This window comes from Streptomyces sp. A5-4 (assembly GCF_051131715.1).
Lineage (GTDB): Bacteria > Actinomycetota > Actinomycetes > Streptomycetales > Streptomycetaceae > Streptomyces.
On the sequence record NZ_CP178591.1, the window covers coordinates 1,752,448 to 1,772,883 of the forward strand.

Consider the following 20,436-nt stretch of genomic DNA (forward strand, 5'->3'; position numbering starts at 1 on the left):
GTGGCCCCCGCGCCGCACGGCCCGGACAGTCCTGCGCCCCTCGCCGTGCACGGCGAGGGGCGCAGGACTGTCCGGGCGCGGGCCGGCCGTCACTCAGCTGTCGCTGCGGACCCGCTCCCAGATCCAGACGCCGGCCTCCTTGAGGACACCGGTCCCCGTCCAATTGCTGCCATTACAGGTGCCGGTCTTGAAGACGGCGCCCGAGCGGTTGTCGTCGGAGTAGTTCCAGTTGGTCCAGGAGATCTTCTTGCGCTTCATCAGGTCGATGTAACGCTGGGACTGCGCGAAGTCGTTGGCGCCCTCGCCCGCGTAGTCCTGCGTCCCGAACTCGGTGACGAAAATGGGCAGCTTGTCGGAGGCCCGGTTGAGCGTGTCCAGGTACTCCGCCTTGTGCGAGGCGGCGTAGAAGTGGAACGTGTACATGATGTTGGAGGCGTTGACCGGGTTGTTCACCACTTCCTTCTCGTGCGAGCCCTCCGAAACACCGAGCGAGGACCACGCGCGCGTGCCGACCAGGACCACCGCGTCGGGGTCCTGGGCCCTGATGATCGGGATGATCTTCTCGGCGTAGGACTTGATCCTGGACCAGCTCGTCGCTGACGGCTCGTTCGCGATCTCGTACAGCACGCCGGGAAAGCTAGGGTCGTTTCCAGCCGCCGTCAAGAGTGTTGGGAAACTTTCCTAACCATCATGGGGACGGGAAAATGACAGCGCGGGGCGGCAGGACGACGGCCGGGCCCCAGGCGCGGCGGCACGGGCCGGGAACGACAAAACGGGGCCGACAGCCTGAGCTGTGACCCCGTCGATCCTCTGAGCTGCGCCTACAGCGGGCGCCGCATCGACCGGTGCGCGATGTCCGCGTCCATGAACTCCGGCCCGTACGCCGCATAGCCGAGTCGCTCGTAGAAGCCCAGCGCGTGCGTCTGCGCGTGCAGGTCGACGGCGCTCAGGCCGCGATCCCTGGCCGCGTCCTCGATCGCCCGCACCAGCGCGGCCCCGACACCGAGCCCGCGTGCGGCCCGGCTCACCGCCAGCCGGCCGAGCGAGCCGACCGCCGCGTCACCACCGGTCGGGCCGGCCGCCCACGGGCCGTGCAGCAGCCGCCCCGTGCCCAGCGGCACCCCTTCGTCGCTCACGGCCAGGACGTGCACGGCCAGGGCGTCGTAGGCGTCGTGGTCGATGTCGGCGGGCACCTCCTGCTCGACGACGAAGACCTCTTTGCGGACCGCGAAGCAGGCTTCGGTGTCCGCGGGCCCGTCGGCGACCCGTACGACGTACGGGACGGAGCTCACTCGCTCTCCGCCCGGATCACGTCCAGCGCGTTCCGGAGGTCGTCGGGGTAGCTGCTCGCGTACTCGACCCACTGGCCGTCGGACGGGTGCTCGAAGCCGAGCCGCACTGCGTGCAGCCACTGCCGCGTCAGGCCGAGGCGCTTGGCGATGGTCGGGTCCGCGCCATAGGTGAGGTCACCCACGCACGGGTGGCGGTGGGCGGACATGTGCACGCGGATCTGGTGCGTGCGCCCCGTCTCCAGCTTGACGTCCAGCAGGCTCGCGGCCCGGAAGGCCTCGATGAGGTCGTAGTGCGTGACGGAGGGCTTGCCCTCGGCCGTCACGGCCCACTTGTAGTCGTGCTGGGGGTGGCGCCCCACCGGGGCGTCGATGGTGCCGCTCATCGGGTCCGGGTGGCCCTGGACGAGCGTGTGGTAGCGCTTGTCGACCGTGCGCTCCCGGAACTGCTGCTTGAGCAGGGTGTAGGCGCGCTCCGACTTGGCGACGACCATGAGGCCGGACGTACCGACGTCGAGGCGGTGCACGATGCCCTGGCGCTCGGAGGCGCCGGAGGTGGAGATCCGGTATCCGGCGGCGGCGAGGCCACCGATCACGGTGGTGCCGGTCCAGCCGGGGCTGGGGTGCGCGGCGACTTCGACCGGCTTGACGATCACGACGATGTCGTCGTCGTCATGGACGATCTCCATGCCCTCGACGGGCTCGGCGATGATCTGCACGGGCGCGGCGGCCTGTGGCAGCTCCACTTCGAGCCAGGCCCCGCCGTGCACCCGTTCCGACTTCCCGACCACCGCCCCGTCGACCTGAACCTTTCCCGCGGCGGCGAGATCGGCCGCCTTGGTACGGGAGAAGCCGAACATGCGGGAAATAGCGGCGTCGACGCGCTCGCCTTCTAGGCCATCGGGAACGTGCAGGGTGCGAACCTCGGGAATCGTACTCACCTGTCGAGTATGCCTTGTCAGTCCTTGTGGACGGTCCCATCGGGGTCCAGGCCCCGGAACGACAGGATCACAATGAGGATGCCGCCGCAGACGATCGCGGAGTCCGCCAGGTTGAAGACCGCGAAGTTCGCCGGCGCGATGAAGTCCACGACGGCGCCCTCGAAGACACCGGGCGAGCGGAAGATCCGGTCGGTGAGGTTGCCCAGCGCACCGCCGAGCAGCAGGCCCAGCGCGATGGCCCAGGGCATGCTGTAGAGCTTGCGCGCGAGCCGGGCGATCACCACGATCACGGCGGCGGCGATGCAGGTGAAGATCACCGTGAAGGCCTCGCCGATACCGAAGGCGGCGCCCGCGTTACGGATCGCCTCGAACCTGAGCAGGTCCCCGACGACCTCGATCGGTTCGTGGTGCTCCAGCCTCGCCACCACGAGCATCTTGGTGCCGAGGTCGAGCAGATAGGCGACGAGCGTCACCACGAACAGCGCGACGATCTTGCGCCTGCCCCTGTGCGCGGGCTGCTCTGCCGGGTCCCCGGCACCGGCCGCGCCCTCGGCACCGGGCTCGGGCCGGGCCGCCTCGCCAGAGCGCCGCTCCGACTCGGCGCCCCCGGCCTCAGGGGTATCCGGCGTACCGATGATGCGCTCCGCCTCTGCCACGTGAGTCCCTCAACCTAGGTGCCTGACTAGAGCACGAGGGTACGGCACACACGTACGGACCCCGAGGCACCGGACCAGCCACGCAGCCGTCCGGCGGCGGTCCGGCCGCGGTCCTTCGGAGCCCTCGCCGGCGCTCGGCGGCCCTCAGTAGCGGCGCTCCTGCTTCTGCTTGTCCTCCACGCACAGCGTGGCGCGTGGGAACGCCTGCATGCGCGCCTTGCCGATCGCCTTGCCGCAGATCTCGCAGAGCCCGTACGTGCCCGCGTCCAGCCGGTCCAGCGCCCGCTCGGTCTGCTCCATCCGCTCGCGGGCGGACGCGGCCAGCGCCAGCTCGTGCTCGCGGGAGATGTTCTTGGTCCCGGTGTCCGCGTCGTCGTCGCCCGCGCCGCCGCCGGAGTCCCGCATCAGTCCGGACACCGCCTCCTCCAGCGTGGCGATCTCGGCCCTGAGCTGCAGGATCTCGCTCTCCAGCTCGGCCCGCGCCTCGGCGGTCTCCGACGAGGTCCACGGATCCTCCCCCGGCCGGACGGCGAGCTCGCCCAGGCCCGCCGCCGCGGCCGAGCGGGACTTGGGAACCGCCGTGGCCGTGGCCGCCGGGGCCTTCTTGACAGCCGGCGCCCTGCTCGGTGTCTTTTTCGCAACCACCGTCTTGGCTCCTGTCTGTTCCGCGGCCTGAGCCGCCCCCTTGGCCGCAGGAGCGGCCCTCTTCGCAGCCGCCTTCTTGGCAGGTGCCTTTTTGGCAGGTGCCGCCTTCTTCGTGACCGCCTTCTTGGCGGGCTTCTTGGCGGGCTTCTCCGGAGTCTTCTTGGCGGTGGCCTTCTTCGCTGCGGCGGCCCTCTTCCCACCGGCCCCGTCAGCGTCGTCCGCCGCCGTACCAGTGGATCCTTCGGACGCCGTTTTCTTCTGTGCGGCGGTCTTCTCAGCCACCATGGCCGCGGCCCCTTCACATTTTGTGATCTTGCGCGCGAATCGTGCTGGGACGATAAATCGACCCCAGCCCCGCGGCAACGGGGCACGCCGCCGGTAGACCCCGCCACCCGGTCGACGCGGCGGGTCTGAGTCCGTTGTGCCCAGCTCTCCGCCGGGTAATCCGCCGCGCGGAAGCAGCCCTAGGCCAAAGGGGCCCGGGTGGCCATTCGGGCTAGCGGCGCGGCCCCGGGCGCCCCGCGGAAACCGGGCGACCTCCTGACCCCGGGGCCCGTACACTGGGCCCTGCGAAAGGCGATGACGGGGACCAGTAGCGTCGTACGCAGTCATGAGCGACCCGGGGGCGGTGAGAGCCCGGGGGCGAGCGCGAAGTGAAGCATCACCCCGGAGCTGCCGGAAGAACGCCCTCAGGGGTCAGTAGAACCGGCATCGCGACCCCAATGAGGGGGCCGCCGGCACCGTCGGCGGTCAAGGAGGGTGGTACCGCGGGAGCACTCGCTCTCGTCCCTCCGACGGAGATGCCACGTCCGCCGGAGGAACCGATGTCGCAGTACCGCCAGGTGCCAGCCCAGGTCGACCTGCCCGCCCTTGAGCACGCCGTGCTCGATTTCTGGCGCGAGAGCAAGGTCTTCGCGAAGAGCCTCGACCAGTCCGAGGGCCGCCCCGAGTGGGTCTTCTACGAGGGCCCGCCGACCGCCAACGGAATGCCCGGTGCCCACCACATCGAGGCCCGCGTCTTCAAGGACGTATTCCCCCGCTTCCGCACCATGCGCGGCTACCACGTCGCCCGCAAGGCCGGCTGGGACTGTCACGGCCTGCCCGTCGAGCTGGCGGTCGAGAAGGAACTGGGCTTCACCGGCAAGAAGGACATCGAGGAGTACGGCGTCGCGGAGTTCAACGCGAAGTGCCGCGACTCGGTGACCAGGCACACCGACGCCTTCGCCGAGCTGACGACCCGCATGGGGTATTGGACCGACCTCGACGGCGCCTACCGCACGATGGACCCCGACTACATCGAGTCGGTCTGGTGGTCGCTGAAGGAGATCTTCAACAAGGGCCTGCTGGCACAGGACCACCGCGTCGCCCCCTGGTGCCCGCGCTGCGGCACCGGGCTGTCCGACCACGAGCTGGCGCAGGGCTACGAGACGGTCGTCGACCCCTCGGTCTTCGTCCGCTTCCCGCTCACCTCGGGCCCACTGGCCGGCGAGGCGGCGCTGCTCGTATGGACGACCACCCCCTGGACGCTGGTTTCCAACACCGCCGTCGCCACCCACCCCGACGTCACCTACGTCGTCGCGACGAACGGCGAGGAGAAGCTCGTCGTCGCACAGCCGCTGCTCGAAAAGGCCCTGGGTGAGGGCTGGGAGGCGACCGGCGAGAGCTTCACCGGCGCCGAGATGGAGCGCTGGAAGTACCAACGCCCCTTCGAGCTGGTCGAGTTCCCGAGCAGCGTCGAGGGAGCCAACGGGCGTGTCCCGGCCGAGGCGCACTACGTCGTCAACGCCGAGTACGTCACCACCGAGGACGGCACCGGTCTCGTCCACCAGTCCCCCGCCTTCGGCGCGGACGACCTCCTGGTCTGCAAGGCGTACGGCCTGCCGGTCGTCAACCCGGTCCGCCCGGACGGCACCTTCGAGGAGGACATCCCGCTGGTCGGCGGCGTCTTCTTCAAGAAGGCCGACGAGGCGCTCACCGAGGACCTGGGCAACCGCGGACTGCTGTTCCGTCATGTTCCGTACGAGCACAGCTATCCGCACTGCTGGCGCTGCCACACCGCGCTCCTGTACTACGCGCAGCCGTCCTGGTACATCCGCACCACCGCGGTCAAGGACGCGATGCTGCGCGAGAACGAGAAGACCAACTGGTTCCCGGACTCGGTCAAGCAGGGCCGCTTCGGCGACTGGCTGAACAACAACGTCGACTGGGCACTGTCCCGCAACCGCTACTGGGGCACCCCGCTGCCCATCTGGCGCTGCGAGGACAACCACCTCACCTGCGTGGGCTCGCGCGCCGAGCTCACCGACCTGACCGGCACCGACCAGTCCTCGCTCGACCCGCACCGCCCGTACATCGACGACGTGACGTTCCCCTGTCCCGACGATAGCTGCGCGCTCACCGCGACGCGGGTGCCCGAAGTCATCGACGCCTGGTACGACTCGGGTTCCATGCCGTTCGCGCAGTACGGCTACCCGCACCAGAACAAGGACCTCTTCGAGAAGCGCTACCCGGCGCAGTTCATCTCGGAGGCCATCGACCAGACCCGCGGCTGGTTCTACACGCTGATGGCCGTCGGCACCCTGGTCTTCGACAAGTCGAGTTACGAGAACGTCGTCTGCCTGGGCCACATCCTGGCCGAGGACGGCCGCAAGATGTCCAAGCACCTGGGCAACACCCTTGAGCCCATCGCCCTCATGGACCAGCACGGCGCGGACGCCGTCCGCTGGTTCATGGCGGCCGGCGGCTCCCCGTGGGCGGCGCGACGCGTCGGCCACGGCACGATCCAGGAGGTCGTCCGCAAGACGCTCCTCACGTACTGGAACACGGTCGCCTTCCAGGCGCTCTATGCCCGCACGTCCAACTGGGCCCCGTCCGCGGCCGATCCGGCCCCGGCGGACCGCCCGGTCCTGGACCGCTGGCTGCTGTCCGAGCTGCACGCCCTGACCGATCAGGTCACCTCGGCGATGGAGTCGTACGACACCCAGCGCGCCGGCAAGCTCCTCTCCTCGTTCGTCGACGACCTGTCCAACTGGTACGTACGCCGCTCACGCCGCCGCTTCTGGCAGGGCGACAAGGCGGCGCTGCGCACCCTGCACGACGTGGTCGAGACGGTCACCCGGCTGATGGCCCCGCTCACCCCCTTCATCACGGAGCGGGTCTGGCAGGACATGATCGTCCCGGTCACGCCGGACGCCCCGGAGTCGGTCCATCTCTCCACCTGGCCCGAGGCCGACCTCTCCGCGATCGACCCCACGCTGTCCCAGCACATGGCGCTGGTACGCCGCCTGGTCGAGCTCGGCCGCGCGACGCGTGCGGAGTCCGGCGTCAAGACCCGCCAGCCGCTGTCCCGCGCACTGATCGCGGCCCATGGCTTCGAGGCCCTCTCCCCCGAGCTGCGCGCCCAGATCACCGAGGAGCTCAACGTGACCTCGCTGGCCTCCCTCTCGGAGGTCGGCGGCTCCCTGGTCGACACCACGGCCAAGGCGAACTTCCGCGCGCTGGGCAAGCGCTTCGGCAAGGGCGTCCAGGCGGTGGCCAAGGCGGTCGCGGAGACGGACGCGGCGGCCCTGTCCCTCGCCCTGCGCGAAGGCAGCGCCGAGGTGACGGTGCCCGGTGAGCCGGATGCCATGACGGTGTCCCTGACCCCGGACGAGGTCATCATCACCGAGACGCCCCGCGAGGGCTGGTCGGTGGCCTCCGACTCGGGCGCCACGGTCGCGCTGGACCTGGAGATCACCCCGGAGCTGCGCCTGGCGGGCCTGGCCCGCGACGCGATCCGTCTGATCCAGGAGGCCCGCAAGAACAGCGGGCTGGACGTCGCCGACCGTATCGCGGTCCGCTGGAGCACAACGGACCCGGAGACCACCGAGGCGCTCACCGCGCACACCGGGCTGATCGCGGAGGAGGTCCTGGCGCTGGACTTCGCGGCGGCGGAAGCGGACGCGACATACGGCGACCCGTTCACGGACGAGGGCCTGTCCCTCACCTTCCGGCTGCGCAAGACCGAGGCGTAACGCTCAACCGGTAAGCGCGGAAGGCCCGGCCGACTTCGGCCGGGCCTTCCGCTGTCCGGGACTTCGCACGACCGGGCTGAACGTTTTCCGGTCGCCTCGCGTATTCCAGCCTGTCGGCGTTCGAGGACCGGGGCCCGGGGCGGAACCCCGGTCGCGCGGGCGGGAGGGGGAAACAGCCCGTCCGCAGGCGCCACCCCACCGCGCCCCCGGTCCCCGCCCGCCCCGGAGCCGGCCGCCGCACGCAGAAAAGGGCCGGGCCCCGGGGAGTGAATCCCCGGGGCCCGGCCCTCAGCCTGCCGACGGCTACGCGCTCAGCGCGCGCAGGCCCGTCAGTTGTCGTCCTCGTCGATGAGGAAGCCGCGCATCGGCGAAGGCGCCTGCTGCATCGGCTGCGGGGCCTGCGGCCGCACCGGCGCCATCGGCTGAGTCATCGCCGGGGACATCTGCTGCTGGCCGCCGTAGGACGGAGCGTTGGACTGCTGGCCACCGTGGTTGCCCATCGACGGCGGGCCGCCCATGGAGTGCCCCATGGCACCCGCACCGGCCGGAGCCATCGAGCCGCTCATCTGCGGAGCCGGCGGCAGCGACGCGGTCGCCGGGGTCCGCGGCGGAGCCAACGAGTCGTCCGCCTGGGTCTCCAGCTGACGCAGCTGGCTCTCCAGGTAGGACTTCAGCCGGGTCCGGTACTCGCGCTCGAAGCCGCGCAGGTCCTCGACCTTGCGCTCAAGGGTGGCGCGGGCGGACTCCAGCGAGCCCATCGCGACACGGTGCTTCTCCTGCGCGTCCCGCTCCAGCGCGTCCGCCTTGGCACGGGCGTCCCGCTCCAGGCCCTCGGCGCGGCTGCGCGCCTCGCCGACGATCTTGTTGGCCTCGGAACGGGCCTCCGCGATCGCCTGGTCCGCGGTCTGCTGCGCCAGCGAGAGCACACGTGCGGCGCTGTCGCCGCCGGGCGCCTGGCCGGGCTGCGAGAGCTGCGGTCCGTGGCCACCCATGGGTCCGCCCATCGGGCCGCCCATCTGGTTCTGCATCTGGCCCTGGCCCATCGGGCCCTGACCCATCTGTCCCTGCATCGGACCCTGGCCCATGCCGTGCTGGCCCTGCGGACCCGGACCGTGCTGCTGGACCTGGCCGTGCTGGCCCTGCGGGCCCGGACCGTGCTGGCCCTGCTGGGGACCGTGACCACTGGGACCCGCGGGCAGCTGCGGAGCACCACCGGGCAGCTGGGGCGGACCCATCTGCGGGGGCTGCTGCTGGACCGGCGGGCCGGATATGGCCGCGGGCACGGGTGCGCCGGGACGATCCTGCTGTTCCTGCTGCTTGCGCATGCCCTGCTGCTGGTTCTGCGCGGCGGCACGCGTCGCGGCGGCCAGCTTGGCGCGCAGATCCTCGTTCTCGCGGAGCAGTCGCGTCAGCTCGGCCTCGACCTCGTCGAGGAAGGCATCAACCTCGTCCTCGTCGTAGCCTTCTCGGAGCCGGACGGTCGTGAACTGCTTGTTCCGCACGTCCTCGGGGGTCAGCGGCATCTCTTCTTCACCTCTACGTAGTCGTCGGCAGTCGGCAAGACCGTATCGCTCACAACCTGACCACGATGCTGATCAGGATGTAGACGATGATCATCAGAACGAAGAAGGACAGGTCGAGTGCCACGCCCCCGAGACGCAGCGGCGGAATGAACCGCCGCAGAAACTTGAGCGGTGGATCGGTGACAGAGTAGGTGGCCTCCAGGACGACCACCATCGCTTTGCCGGGTTCCCATGAGCGCGCGAACTGGAAAACGTAGTCCATGACGAGCCGGAAGATCAGCACGATGAGGAAGCACATCAGCGCGATGTAGATCACCTGTAGTGCAATGCCCATCTCTTAACTTCCCTCTCCCCATGCCCTCACGGTCCGGCCTCCCGGCCGGGGTCGTTCCCCTGTGTCACGTGTGTCGCGTCTCAGCTCTGGTTGAAGAAGCCGCCCTCTGCAATACGGGCCTTGTCCTCCGCCGTGACATCGACGTTAGCAGGCGACAACAGGAACACCTTCTGCGTCACTCGTTCAATGCTGCCATGCAGACCGAAGACAAGTCCTGCCGCAAAGTCGACAAGTCGCTTCGCATCCGTGTCGTCCATCTCCGTGAGATTCATGATCACGGGAGTGCTCTCGCGGAAGTGTTCCCCGATGGTACGGGCCTCGTTGTAGGTCCGCGGGTGCAGCGTGGTGATGCGGTAGGGCTCCCGCTCGGACACAACCTTGGGCATGATCACCGGTGCGTTCTTCTCCAGGTTCGGGCGTTCAGGTGTGATGGATGCCACGGGGGCGATTCGCGCCGGTCGTCCGCTTTCCGCCGCGAGCGGAACCGGCTCGCGCTGCGCGGGAGGCTGCACCACGCGCACGGAATCCTCGTGCCGGTCCTGGTGGGGTGGCTGGTGCCGGCGGTGCTCCCGCTCGGGCTCCGGCTCGGGTTCGAAATCGTCATCGGGATCGAAACCCCGGCCGTCGTACCCATCGTCCTCCACGAGGCCGAGGTAGACCGCCATCTTGCGCATCGCGCCGGCCATTCTCTGAGTCCTCCGCTCTGTGGTGGATCGGCATCGTCACCATCGGCATCGTCACCAAGTGCCCGCGATCCACTGGGCCTGCCCACCTCTTGGTGGGAATGACCATATTTTCTGCTGTGGTCCGACTTGCTTCGCGACGTTACCCGAGGCGGGGTCGGACTCCGAGTACCGCAGTACCGACGCGTACATGTGTCGCTCCGGCCGCTACGGCCTGCTCAAGGTCCGCACTCATCCCTGCCGAGACCATGTTCGCAGCAGGATGGGCCGCGCGCAGGCGGGATGACAATTCCACCAGCCGCCCGAACGCCTCACGTTGGCGCCCCTCGTACGGACCCACCAGGGGCGCGACCGTCATCAGACCGTCGAGCCGCAGACCCGGGGCACCGGCCACCCGCGCGGCCAACTCCTCGATGCCGTCGGGTGCCACACCGCCCCGCTCCCCGCGCTCGCCCGACCCGGCGTCGAGGGCCACCTGGATCAGGCAGCCGAGCTCACGCCCGGCCCCCGTCGCCGCCGTCGACAGCGCGGTGACGAGCTTGGCCCGGTCCACGGACTGCACGATATCGGCATAGGACGCCACAGAACGGACCTTGTTGGTCTGCAACTGCCCCACGAAGTGCCAGGAGATCGGCAGTCCGGCGGACTCGGCAGCCTTGGGAGCCGCGTCCTGGTCCCGGTTCTCGGCGACATGGCGGACGCCGAGCTCGGCGAGCAGCCGTACATCGCTCGCGGGGTAGGTCTTGGTGACCACGATCAGGGTCACTTCTTCGCGCTTGCGCCCGGCGGCCGTACAAGCGGTGGAGATACGTTCCTCCACCTGCTCCAGGTTCGCCGCGAGTTCAGACTTGCGATCCGTCATGCCTCATCCGTCCAGCCAGACATATCCGGCGAGCCGCCCCGTGGTGCGGTCGCGGCGGTACGAGAAGTGGTCACCCGACTCCAGGGTGCAGACCGGCGAGAGCTGCCGGTCCCGTACGCCGAGCGCTTCGAGCTGCGCGTGCACCCCGGCACTCACATCGACGGCCGGGGTTCCCCAGCTCGTCTCCGACCAGGCCTCGGGCACCGCGTCGGCGACCTCGGCCCGTAGCTGGGCCGGCACCTCGTAACAGCGTCCGCAGACGGCGGGGCCGGTGCGGGCGGTGATCCGGGACGGCTCGGCGCCCAATGTGATCATTGCCTCGACGGCGGCCGGGACGACCCCCGCGACCAGACCGGGCCGCCCGGCGTGGGCCGCCGCCGCGACCCCGGCGACGGGGTCGGCCAGCAGGACCGGCAGGCAGTCCGCGGTGAGAACGGCGAGGGCGAGCCCCCGCCGGGCGGTCACGATCGCGTCGACCGCCGGGATGTCCGCGGCGCCCCCGGCCCCCTCGCCCCACGGCCCGTCGACGACGGCCACCGCACGCCCGTGCACCTGGTTCATCCAGACGACCAGGGAGGGGTCGAGCCCGAGCGCCTTGGCCGCGATGTCCCGGTTGGCGAGCACGGCGGCGGCCTCGTCGCCGACCGCGCCGCCGAGATTGAGCTCCGCGTACGGAACGGCGCTCACCCCGCCCCACCTGTCGGTGAAGGCGAAGTGCGCGCCGTCCGGATGTATCGCGTCGTGCTGCACGGTCACTTCAAGAAGTCCGGGACATCCAGCTCTTCGGCCTGGCTGTCCTGGTACGGGCGGGCCGGCGGCACGTGCGGCGGCGAGACCGGCGTGCTGGTGTACTCGCTGACCGGGGCGGCCTCGGCCGGGGCCGGGGTCTCCTCGCGCGGCGGAACCGTGCCGATACCGCTGGTGGACCGCGACGTCTCCGCGGGGCGGGACGGCGTGGACTCCTCGCGCTTGCTGCCCGCGCCCGCACCGAGAACGGTCTCCCGGCGGGTCGGCGGCTGTCCACCGTCGAAGCCGGCGGCGATGACGGTGACCCGCACCTCGTCGCCGAGCGCGTCGTCGATGACCGCACCGAAGATGATGTTGGCCTCGGGGTGGGCGGCCTCGCTCACCAGCTGCGCGGCCTCGTTGATCTCGAAGAGACCGAGGTCCGAGCCGCCGGAGATGGAGAGCAGCACACCGCGGGCGCCGTCGATGGACGCCTCCAGGAGGGGCGAGGAGATCGCCATCTCCGCGGCGGCCACCGCGCGGTCGTCGCCGCGCGCCGAGCCGATGCCCATCAGGGCCGATCCGGCCTCGGACATCACGGACTTGACGTCCGCGAAGTCGAGGTTGATCAGACCCGGGGTGGTGATGAGGTCGGTGATGCCCTGCACGCCCGAGAGCAGTACCTGGTCGGCCGACTTGAACGCGTCGAGCACGCTGACCTGGCGGTCCGAGATGGACAGCAGCCGGTCGTTGGGAATGACGATGAGGGTGTCGACCTCTTCGCGGAGCTCGGCGATGCCGTCCTCCGCCTGATTCGCGCGACGCCGGCCCTCGAAGGTGAACGGGCGGGTGACCACGCCGATCGTGAGGGCGCCGAGCGAGCGCGCGATGTTGGCGACGACAGGTGCGCCGCCCGTTCCGGTGCCGCCGCCTTCGCCGGCGGTGACGAAGACCATGTCGGCCCCCTTGAGGACCTCCTCGATCTCCTCACGGTGGTCCTCTGCCGCCTTGCGTCCGACTGCCGGGTTGGCTCCGGCGCCGAGGCCGCGGGTGAGTTCCCGTCCGACGTCGAGCTTGACGTCGGCGTCGCTCATCAACAGCGCTTGTGCGTCCGTGTTGATCGCGATGAACTCGACGCCTTTGAGACCGACCTCGATCATTCGGTTGATGGCATTGACACCACCGCCGCCGACACCGATGACCTTGATGACTGCGAGGTAGTTCTGCGGTGCTGCCACGTCGAAGGCCTCTCGCCTCGAGTTACGTGCCGCCGCGGAGTTGCAGCCCCCGCGACGACTGATGCCGATTGGGACGGTCCGAACGCCGACCCGAACCCTAACGGTGAAGTTCAGGGTTACCAGTGTGTCTGTTGGACTCTTCCGAACAGGACACTAAGTCGACAAGTGGCGCACGTTCAACGAACACGCCGAACCTCCCGTTTTTCTTTTCACCCTATGTGATCACCCATATCGCTGGCCAACCAGGGTGCTGGCCAGGGCGTATACCCGTCAACTCCCCGACACGGCCGGGGCGGTGGGCGCACTGACGTCGAAGTGCGTGGCCTTGGGGGCTGCTTTCATGAGAGCCCCCAGTGTGCGCGCCTTCGCTTCGCCCTGCTCGCTACTGCCCCAGTCGACCGTACGGCCCCGGCTCAGCTCCAGTGAGATGGCGTCGTACGAACGGACCTTGAAGGATCGCACATCCCGGGCGACGGATTCGGGGATTTCGCCCTGAACCCGAACGGCTTCCCGCATCAGACGGTCCGCTCCGAAGCGTCGCAGACTCGGTGACTGATCGGGCGTCAATTCAAGTAGTGGTACACCCTTGGGCGCCTTGGGGACCGTGGCGAACCGCACACTCTCGTCGTCCACTTCGACGAACTGTGCGCCCTGCCGGACGAGCAGTACAGCCTTTCGTTCGGTCACTTTCAGACCGACGGCATGCGGCCACGAACGAACAACGTCCACCGAGTCGATACGGGGCAATTTCCGGCGCAGCCGGTCCTCAATGGCATCCGAATCGACGGAAATCAGCGGCGCGCCGATCGGAACCGCCGCGGCGGCGAGTACCTCATCGGGCGTCAGGACCTGCGTGCCGGACGACTTCACCCGCTCGATCCGCAGCCAGGTGGAGCCGTAGAGCGCCCAGACGCCGCCCCCGGCGAGCAGCAGCGCCGCGACGACGAGCAGGATCATCCAGGGGCGGCCGGGGAGCCGCAGGCGGCCCCCCGGCCCCTTCTCGCGGGGTGGGCGGGCCGCCGGTCCCGGCGCCTTTCGTGCGCCGCGCTGGGCGGTCGTCGGTCCGGCCACTCGCTGCTGCCTCCTGCGTCGGGGGCCGTTCAGCCGGCCCTGCGTGCGGCAATCGCCTCGTACACCATGCCGACCAGCAGCTCGTCGGCGTCCCGGCGGCCGAACTCGGCGGCTGCGCGGGACATCTCGTACAGCCGGTGCGGGTCCGCGAGGACCGGGAGCACCTGGCTCTGCACCCACTCGGGGGTCAGCTGGGCGTCATCGACCAGCAGACCGCCCCCGGCGTTGACCAGCGGCTGCGCGTTGAGCCGCTGTTCGCCGTTGCCGATGGGCAGCGGGACGTAGGCGGCCGGGAGTCCGACGGCGGAGAGTTCGGCGACGGTCATCGCGCCCGCACGGCAGAGCATCATGTCGGCCGCCGCGTACGCGAGGTCCATCCGGTCGACATACGGTACCGGGATATAGGGCGGCATACCGGGCATGTTGTCGACGTGTGGCATTTCATTCTTCGGACCGACCGCGTGCAGGATCTGGATTCCGGAGCGCTGGAGCACCGGAGCGATCTGCTGGATCACCTCGTTGAGGCGACGGGCGCCCTGCGAGCCGCCGGAGACGAGCAGCGTCGGCAGGTTGGGGTCGAGCCCGAATGCGGCGCGCGCCTCGGGCCTGACCTTGGCGCGGTCCAGGGTGGCGATCGTGCGACGCAGTGGGATGCCGATGTAGCGGGCGCCGCGCAGCTTGCTGTCGGGGGTGGAGACCGCCACGGCGGCCGCGTAGCGCGAGCCGATCTTGTTGGCGAGGCCGGGGCGGGCGTTGGCCTCGTGGACGATGATCGGCACTCCGAGGCGCTTGGCCGCGAGGTAGCCGGGCAGCGCGACATAGCCACCGAAGCCGACGACGCAGTCCGCCTTCGTACGTTCCAGGATCTGCTCGGCGGCCTTGATGGTGCCGCGCAGCCGTCCCGGGACGGTGATCAGTTCCGGGGTGGGCCTGCGGGGCAGCGGTACGGCGGGGATCAGCCCCAGTTCGTAACCACGCTCGGGTACGAGCCTGGTCTCAAGTCCGCGCTCCGTGCCAAGGGCCGTGATTCCTACGCTCGGGTCCTGCCTGCGCAGGGCGTCCGCGAGGGCGAGCGCGGGCTCGATGTGGCCGGCGGTCCCCCCGCCGGCGAGTACGACATGCACCGAAATTCACCGCTCTCCGGACGGACGCTTCTTGACGCGCCGTCTCATCGTCTTCCATCTCACCCCGGCCTTTTTGCCAAGGCCGGGCCGTCGCATGGCCAGGGCCGCCTTGGCGGCGGGATCCTCTCGCGCGAAGGCGATCAGCAACCCTACGGCGAACATGGTCGGCAGCAACGACGAGCCCCCGTAGGAGAACAGCGGGAGCGGGACACCGGCGATCGGCAGAAGACCGAGCACCGCACCGATATTGACCACGGCCTGAGCCGTGATCCAGGTGGTCACACCGCCCGCGGCATACCTGACGAAGGGATCCTCCGTGCGTCCGGCCACGCGGATACCCGCATAGCCTAGGGCCGCGAAGAGGGCGAGTACCGACAGCGTCCCCGCCAGACCCAGTTCCTCACCGGTGATGGCGAAGATGAAGTCGGTGTGGGGCTCCGGGAGTTGGCCCCATTTTTCCACACTCGCACCCAGTCCGGAACCGAACCATCCGCCGGACGCCAGCGCGTAGATTCCGTGCACCGCCTGCCAGCATTCGCCCTTGGGGCCGAGGTCGGTCGCGCCGATGCAGGCGAGCCGCGACATCCGGTTGGCGTTGTTGCTGATGAGGACGAAGCCGATGAAGGCGGCGAAGGCGAGCACGCCGGCGAAGAGCCGGGTGGGGGCGCCCGCGAGCCAGAGCAGGCCGAAGAGGATCGCGGTGAGGATGATCGCCGTACCCATGTCGCCGCCGAGCATGATCAGGCCGAGCAGCATGAAGGCCACCGGGACGAGCGGCACCAGCATGTGCTTCCACTGGGTCAGCAGCCGCTTGTCCTGCTTGCGGGCGAGCAGGTCGGCGCCCCACAGGATCAGCGCCAGCTTGGCGAACTCACTGGGCTGGAGCATGAAGGGGCCGCCCAGCGAGATCCAGTTCTGGTTGCCGCCGATCGAGACTCCTATCCCGGGGATCTGCACCAGGACCATCAGGAAGACCGTCACGGCCAGCAACGGGTAGGAGAGGGCGCGGTGCAGCCTGGCCGGCATCCGGGAGGCGACGAGCAGCAGGGCCGTCCCGATGACGGCCGCGAAGAACTGCTTGCGGAAGAAGTACGAGGCGGGCAGCGACAGCTCCAGCGCCTTGATCATCGAGGCGGAGTAGACCATCACCAGGCCGAGCACGGTGATCAGCAGGGCGCTGCCCAGGATGAGGTAGTACGCCGTCAGGGGCCGGTCCCAGGCACGGCGGAGCTGCTCGTACAGCCGTCGTGGGCCGTTGCCCCGCGGTGCTCTGGGCAGGATCGGGCCGCGGCGGCGAGGCGCGGCCTGGCGGCGGACCGTTCCTGCCCCGGCCCGCCCGCGCAGGGCGGGGCGGCCGGTCAGGGCACTGTCGTCGGCCAACATCTCGTGTCCCCTCCACTCATGGGCTGCGCCGACCGGTCCGCGGCGCGGGGACCGGTCCGCTAGTCGCGTTCGGGAGCCAACTCGCGTACGGCGTCGGTGAATGCCTCGCCACGCTTGTTGTAGTTGGCGAACATGTCCATGGAGGCGCAGGCCGGGGCCATCAGCACGGTGTCCCCCGGCTGTGCGAGTCGCGCCGCTTCGCGCACCGCCGCCGACATCGCCCCAGTGTCGGTCCGGTCGAGGTCGACCACCGGTACCTCGGGGGCGTGTCGCGCGAGGGCTTCGGCGATCAGGGCGCGGTCGGCGCCGATCAGAACGACACCGCGCAGTCGCTTCGCCGACTTCTCGACGAGTTCGTCGAAGGTGGCGCCCTTGGCGAGGCCGCCCGCGATCCACACGATCGGGTCGTACGCCGCCAGGGACGCCTGTGCGGCGTGTGTGTTGGTGGCCTTGGAGTCGTCGATGTACGCGACCCCCTCGACGTCCCCGACGTACTCGATGCGGTGGGCGTCGGGGCGGAAGGCCCGCAGTCCGTCGCGTACGGCGGTGGGCGGCACGCCGTAGGCACGGGCGAGGGCCGCGGCCGCGAGGGCGTTGGCGATGTTGTGCGGGGCCGGTGGGTCGACGTCCGAGACCTCGGCGAGCTCCTGGGCGTTCCTCTGCCGGTCCTTCACGAAGGCGCGGTCGACCAGGATGCCGTCGACGACGCCGAGTTGGGAGGGGCCTGGCGCGGCGAGGGTGAAGCCGATCGCGCGGCAGCCCTCCTCGACATCGGCCCCACGGACCAGTGCCTCGGTGGCCGGGTCGGCGAGGTTGTAGACGCAGGCGACCTGGTTGCCCTCGTAGACGCGGCCCTTGTCGGCGACGTACGCCGCCATGGAGCCGTGCCAGTCGAGGTGGTCGGCGGCCAGGTTGAGCACGGCCGCGGAGTGCGCCCGCAGGCTCGGCGCCCAGTGCAGCTGGTAGCTGGAGAGCTCGACGGCCAGGACGTCGTACGGCTCGTCGCCGAGGACGGCGTCGAGCAGGGAGACGCCGATGTTGCCGACGGCCGCGGTACGCAGGCCCGCGGCCTGCAGGATGGAGGCCAGCATCCGCACGGTCGTGGTCTTGCCATTGGTGCCGGTGACCGCGAGCCAGGGGGCCGCGTCCGGGCCCCGCAGGCGCCATGCCAGCTCGACGTCGCCCCAGATCTCCACGCCCGCATCGGCGGCGGCCGTGAAGAGCGGCTTGTCGGGCTGCCAGCCGGGCGTGGTGACGATCAGCTCGGTGCCTTCGGGCAGCGTCGCTCCGTCGCCGAGGCGCACGGTGATGCCCAGCGCCTCCAGCTCGGCGGCCTGGGCGCGGGAGCGCTCGTCGTCACCGTCGTTGACGACGGTGACGCGGGCGCCGAGGTCGCGCAGAGCACGCGCCGCGGGGATCCCCGAGACGCCGAGACCCGCGACGGTGACCTTCTTGTCGTGCCAGTTCACTTGTCGGCCGCCCAGCCGGCGTAGAACAGCCCCAGCCCTACGATCACGCACATGCCCTGGATGATCCAGAAGCGGACCACCACAAGGACTTCGGACCACCCCTTGAGTTCGAAGTGGTGCTGGAGCGGCGCCATCTTGAAGACCCGCTTGCGGGTCATCTTGAAGAAGCCGACCTGGATCACGACGGACATCGTGATCAGGACGAACAGGCCGCCAAGGAGGGCGATGAGGAACTCCGTACGGGAGCAGATCGCCAGACCGGCGAGCGCGCCGCCGAGGGCCAGCGAGCCCGTGTCACCCATGAAGATCTTGGCGGGCGAGGTGTTCCACCACAGGAAGCCGAAGCAGGCACCCATCAGGGCCGCGGCGACGATCGCGAGGTCCAGTGGGTCCCGGACCTCGAAGCAGGCCTCCGGGTTGGTCAGCGAGACCGCGTCGGAGCAGGACTCCTGGTACTGCCAGACACCGATGAAGGTGTACGCGCCGAAGACCATCACCGAGGCGCCGGTGGCGAGACCGTCGAGGCCGTCGGTGAGGTTCACACCGTTCGACATCGCGAGAATCATGAACAGCGCCCAGACCACGAAGAGCACGGGGCCGATCGTCCAGCCGAAGTCCTGGACGAAGGAGAGCTTGGTGGATGCCGGGGCGAGCCCGCGGGCGTCCTTGAACTGCAGTGCGAGCACCGCGAAGGCGATGCCGACGATCAGCTGGCCCGCCATCTTCGCCTTGGCCCGAAGGCCCAGCGAACGCTGCTTGACGATCTTGATGTAGTCGTCGAGGAACCCGACGACACCCATGCCGGCCATCAGGAACAGCACCAACAGGCCCGACATCGTCGGCTTTTCGCCGGCGATGACCTTCGCCAGGCCGTACGCGATGAGCGTGGCCGTGATGAAGGCGATGCCGCCCATGGTGGGGGTACCGCGCTTGCCGTGGTGGCCGCGCGGACCGTCGTCCCGGATGAACTGCCCGTATCCCTTGCGGGCGAGCAGTTTGATCAGCAGCGGGGTGCCGACCAGGGTCAGAAAGAGACCAATGACTCCCGCGAAGAGGATCTGCCTCATCGGCCGGTGACCTCGCCCTCGGTACGGTGATCGAGCAGCGCCTGTGCGACCCGTTCGAGACCGACCGACCTGGAAGCCTTCACCAGCACGACGTCTCCCGGGCGCAACTCACTGCGCAACAAGTCGACCGCCGCCTGCGCGTCGGACACGTGCACCGACTCCTCACCCCACGAACCCTCGTTGTAAGCGCCCAGCTGCAGCCAGGACGCTTCCCTGCCCCCGACTGCCACGAGCTTGCTGACGTTGAGCCGGACGACAAGTCGTCCGACCGCGTCGTGCTCGGCGAGCGAATCGTCGCCGAGCTCGGCCATCTGGCCGAGCACCGCCCACGTACGACGTCCCGTGCCCATGGCCGCGAGCGCGCGCAGGGCGGCTCGCGTGGATTCGGGATTCGCGTTGTAGGCGTCGTTGACGACCGTCACGCCGTCAGGACGCTCGGTGACCTCCATACGCCAGCGGGACAGCGTGTCCGCCTCGGAGAGCGCCACGGCGATCTCGTCAACGGACATGCCCAGCTCATGGGCGACGGCGGCCGCGGCGAGCGCGTTCGACACGTGGTGCTCACCGTACAGCCGCATGGTCACGTCACCGCACCCGGTGGGTGTGTGAAGCCGGAAGGCGGGCTGCCCGTTCTGCGTGAGCCGGACATTCTCGGCACGTACGTCCGCGTCGTCGGACTCGCCGAAGAGGATCGTCCTGGCCTTCGTACGGGCCGACATGGCGCGTACGAGCGGGTCGTCCGCGTTGAGTACGGCAACTCCCCCCGCCTCGGCGGTCGGCAGCGCCTCGACCAGTTCGCCCTTGGCCTGGGCGATCTGCTCGCGGCCCCCGAACTCGCCGATGTGGGCGGTGCCGACGTTCAGCACGAGACCGATCTTCGGCGGGACGAGGCTGCTGAGGTAGCGGATGTCGCCGATGTAGCGGGCGCCCATTTCGAGGACGAGGTGCTGGGTGTCCTCGGCGGCCCGCAGCGCGGTCAGCGGCAGCCCGATCTCGTTGTTGAGGTTGCCGGCCGGCCAGATCGTCGGGCCCTTGCGCTCCAGGAGTTGGGCGATCAGATCCTTGGTGCTGGTCTTGCCGGCCGAGCCGGTGAGCGCGACGGTAGTGGCGCCCAGGCGCTCGACGACGGCGCTCGCGAGGGCGCCGAGCGCCCGCACGACGTCGTCCACGACGATGGCGGGCACGTCGAGCTGGCGGGTGGCCAGCACGGCCGCCGCGCCCGAATCGATGGCGCGCCGCGCGTAGTCGTGGCCGTCGACGCGCTCGCCGGCGAAGGCGACGAAGAGGCTGCCGGGGCCGACCTCACGGGAGTCGATGACGACGGGGCCGGTCACCTTGAGGGCACCGTCCGGTATGTCGTACGGCTGCCCGCCGACGATTTCGGCGATCTCGGCGAGGGAGAGGGCGATCAC

General features: G+C 69.7%; 17 protein-coding genes and 1 pseudogene. 1 reads left to right on the forward strand and 17 read right to left on the reverse strand.

Features of this window, described 5'->3' with window-relative positions; all coding sequences use genetic code 11:
• Positions 1–93: 93 nt before the first annotated feature.
• From ACLLJJ_RS08080 to ACLLJJ_RS08100, 5 genes and pseudogenes are all read right to left on the reverse strand, one after another.
• Positions 94–633 (reverse strand): annotated as a pseudogene (locus ACLLJJ_RS08080) (glycoside hydrolase family 5 protein); the annotation flags it as partial.
• A gap of 188 nt (positions 634–821) precedes the next feature.
• Positions 822–1,292, reverse strand: coding sequence for a GNAT family N-acetyltransferase (locus tag ACLLJJ_RS08085; protein WP_434588590.1), 471 nt, complete (start codon positions 1,290–1,292; stop codon positions 822–824).
• The gene (locus ACLLJJ_RS08090) at positions 1,289–2,230 is read right to left on the reverse strand and encodes an RluA family pseudouridine synthase (protein ID WP_434588591.1); all 942 of its coding nucleotides are present in this window, start codon (positions 2,228–2,230) and stop codon (positions 1,289–1,291) included. Before ACLLJJ_RS08090 ends, ACLLJJ_RS08085 begins: the two co-directional genes overlap by 4 nt.
• A gap of 17 nt (positions 2,231–2,247) precedes the next feature.
• Positions 2,248–2,886, reverse strand: coding sequence for a signal peptidase II (lspA, locus tag ACLLJJ_RS08095; RefSeq protein ID WP_434588592.1), 639 nt, complete (start codon positions 2,884–2,886; stop codon positions 2,248–2,250).
• A gap of 144 nt (positions 2,887–3,030) precedes the next feature.
• The gene (locus ACLLJJ_RS08100) at positions 3,031–3,816 is read right to left on the reverse strand and encodes a TraR/DksA family transcriptional regulator (RefSeq protein WP_434588593.1); all 786 of its coding nucleotides are present in this window, start codon (positions 3,814–3,816) and stop codon (positions 3,031–3,033) included.
• Between the two features lie 539 nt (positions 3,817–4,355).
• Here ACLLJJ_RS08100 and ileS point away from each other — a divergent pair.
• Positions 4,356–7,544, forward strand: a complete 3,189-nt coding sequence (gene ileS, locus ACLLJJ_RS08105; protein ID WP_434588594.1) for an isoleucine--tRNA ligase — start codon at positions 4,356–4,358, stop codon at positions 7,542–7,544.
• A 329-nt stretch (positions 7,545–7,873) separates the two neighbouring features.
• On the opposite strand, the gene ACLLJJ_RS08110 is transcribed toward ileS, so the two are convergent.
• The 12 genes from ACLLJJ_RS08110 to ACLLJJ_RS08165 form a co-directional block, all read right to left on the reverse strand.
• Positions 7,874–9,067, reverse strand: coding sequence for a DivIVA domain-containing protein (locus ACLLJJ_RS08110; RefSeq protein ID WP_434588595.1), 1,194 nt, complete (start codon positions 9,065–9,067; stop codon positions 7,874–7,876).
• 49 nt (positions 9,068–9,116) lie between these two features.
• Positions 9,117–9,401 (reverse strand): YggT family protein, encoded by a 285-nt coding sequence (locus tag ACLLJJ_RS08115; RefSeq protein WP_434588596.1) that lies wholly within the window; start codon positions 9,399–9,401, stop codon positions 9,117–9,119.
• Positions 9,402–9,481: 80 nt separating this feature from the next.
• Entirely contained in the window at positions 9,482–10,087 is a 606-nt protein-coding gene (locus tag ACLLJJ_RS08120; protein ID WP_283516199.1) for a cell division protein SepF, read from the reverse strand.
• 139 nt (positions 10,088–10,226) lie between these two features.
• Positions 10,227–10,946 carry a YggS family pyridoxal phosphate-dependent enzyme gene (locus ACLLJJ_RS08125; RefSeq protein WP_434588597.1) on the reverse strand — a complete coding sequence of 240 codons (720 nt, stop codon included), beginning with the start codon at positions 10,944–10,946 and terminating at the stop codon, positions 10,227–10,229.
• A gap of 3 nt (positions 10,947–10,949) precedes the next feature.
• Positions 10,950–11,702, reverse strand: coding sequence for a peptidoglycan editing factor PgeF (gene pgeF / locus ACLLJJ_RS08130; RefSeq protein WP_434588598.1), 753 nt, complete (start codon positions 11,700–11,702; stop codon positions 10,950–10,952).
• Complete coding sequence (gene ftsZ, locus ACLLJJ_RS08135) at positions 11,699–12,910, reverse strand: cell division protein FtsZ (protein ID WP_434588599.1); 1,212 nt, start codon at positions 12,908–12,910, stop codon at positions 11,699–11,701. The genes pgeF and ftsZ overlap by 4 nt, the downstream gene beginning before the upstream one ends.
• 270 nt (positions 12,911–13,180) lie before the next feature.
• The gene (locus ACLLJJ_RS08140) at positions 13,181–13,981 is read right to left on the reverse strand and encodes a cell division protein FtsQ/DivIB (protein ID WP_434588600.1); all 801 of its coding nucleotides are present in this window, start codon (positions 13,979–13,981) and stop codon (positions 13,181–13,183) included.
• Positions 13,982–14,010: 29 nt separating this feature from the next.
• Positions 14,011–15,105: an undecaprenyldiphospho-muramoylpentapeptide beta-N-acetylglucosaminyltransferase gene (murG, locus tag ACLLJJ_RS08145; protein WP_434588601.1), complete on the reverse strand. Its 1,095-nt coding sequence runs from the start codon at positions 15,103–15,105 to the stop codon at positions 14,011–14,013.
• Between the two features lie 6 nt (positions 15,106–15,111).
• Positions 15,112–16,488, reverse strand: a complete 1,377-nt coding sequence (gene ftsW, locus ACLLJJ_RS08150; RefSeq protein WP_434588602.1) for a putative lipid II flippase FtsW — start codon at positions 16,486–16,488, stop codon at positions 15,112–15,114.
• Positions 16,489–16,547: 59 nt separating this feature from the next.
• Complete coding sequence (gene murD, locus ACLLJJ_RS08155; protein WP_434588603.1) at positions 16,548–17,957, reverse strand: UDP-N-acetylmuramoyl-L-alanine--D-glutamate ligase; 1,410 nt, start codon at positions 17,955–17,957, stop codon at positions 16,548–16,550.
• Positions 17,954–19,024 (reverse strand): phospho-N-acetylmuramoyl-pentapeptide-transferase, encoded by a 1,071-nt coding sequence (gene mraY / locus ACLLJJ_RS08160; protein WP_434588604.1) that lies wholly within the window; start codon positions 19,022–19,024, stop codon positions 17,954–17,956. Before mraY ends, murD begins: the two co-directional genes overlap by 4 nt.
• Positions 19,021–20,436, reverse strand: a complete 1,416-nt coding sequence (locus ACLLJJ_RS08165; RefSeq protein WP_434588605.1) for a UDP-N-acetylmuramoyl-tripeptide--D-alanyl-D-alanine ligase — start codon at positions 20,434–20,436, stop codon at positions 19,021–19,023. The genes mraY and ACLLJJ_RS08165 overlap by 4 nt, the downstream gene beginning before the upstream one ends.